General features: G+C 44.9%; 1 pseudogene. It reads right to left on the reverse strand.

Annotated features, from left to right (window positions below):
- Nucleotides 1-1332: pseudogene (locus tag BZG01_RS21710) on the reverse strand (hypothetical protein); the annotation flags it as partial.

Consider the following 1332-nt stretch of genomic DNA (forward strand, 5'->3'; position numbering starts at 1 on the left):
CACTTGTTGAACAGCCGTTGGCATCTGTTACTGTTACGCTGTAGTTTCCTGAAGTAGAAACTGTAATGCTTTGAGTGGTTTCGCCGGTACTCCATAAATAAGTTGATCCTGCGTTGCCGGCGTCAAAAGTGATCGTATTTCCTGAGCAAGTCTGCTGATCTGCCCCAAGGTTTACTGTTGGGTTGGCATGAATGGTTGCATTTGCATCATCACTTGCAGAACAGCCGTTGGTATCTGTTACTGTTACGCTGTAATTGCCTGAAGTAGAAACTGTAATGCTTTGAGTGGTTTCACCGGTACTCCATAAATAAGTTGATCCTGCATTACCGGCATCAAATGTGATGGTGCCTCCGGCACAGGTTTCCTGATCAATTCCTAAATCAACAACCGGATTTGCATGGATAGTTGCATTGGCATCGTCTGTTGCTGAACAGCCGTTGGCATCTGTTACTGTTACGCTGTAGTTTCCACTCGCCGAAACTGTAATCGTCTGTGTGGTTTCGCCTGTACTCCATAAATAAGTTGATCCTGCGTTGCCGGCGTCAAATGTGATCGTATTTCCTGAGCAAGTCTGCTGATCTGCTCCAAGGTTTACTGTTGGGTTGGCATGAATGGTTGCATTGGCATCGTCTGTTGCTGAACAGCCGTTGGCATCAATTACTGTTACGCTGTAGTTTCCACTCGCCGAAACTGTGATTGTCTGCGTGGTTTCACCGGTACTCCATAAATAAGTGGCACCAACATTTCCTGCATTAAATGTGATGCTGTTGCCGGAACAGGTTTCCTGATCAATTCCTAAATCAATAACTGGATTCGGATGTATTGTTGCATTGGCATCGTCTGTTGCTGAACAGCCGTTGGCATCAATTACTGTTACGCTGTAGTTTCCACTCGCCGAAACTGTAATTGTCTGTGTTGTTTCACCGGTACTCCATAAATAAGTGGCACCAACATTTCCTGCATCAAATGAAATACTGTTGCCGGCACAGGTTTCCTGATCGACTCCTAAATCAATAACTGGATTCGGATTTATTGTTGCATTGGCATCGTCTGTTGCTGAACAGCCGTTGGTATCAGTTACTGTTATGCTGTAATTTCCTGAAGCAGAAACTGTAATGCTTTGAGTAGTTTCACCGGTACTCCATAAATAGGTTGATCCTGCATTGCCGGCATCAAAAGTGATCGTATTTCCTGAGCAAGTCTGCTGATCTGCCCCCAAATTAACTGTTGGGTTGGCATGAATGGTTGCATTGGCATCATCTGTTGCTGAACAGCCGTTGGCATCTGTAACTACAACTGAATAATTGCCACTCGCCGAAACTGTGATTGTTT

The sequence above is a fragment of the Labilibaculum manganireducens genome, from assembly GCF_002843385.1.
Classification (GTDB): domain Bacteria; phylum Bacteroidota; class Bacteroidia; order Bacteroidales; family Marinifilaceae; genus Labilibaculum; species Labilibaculum manganireducens.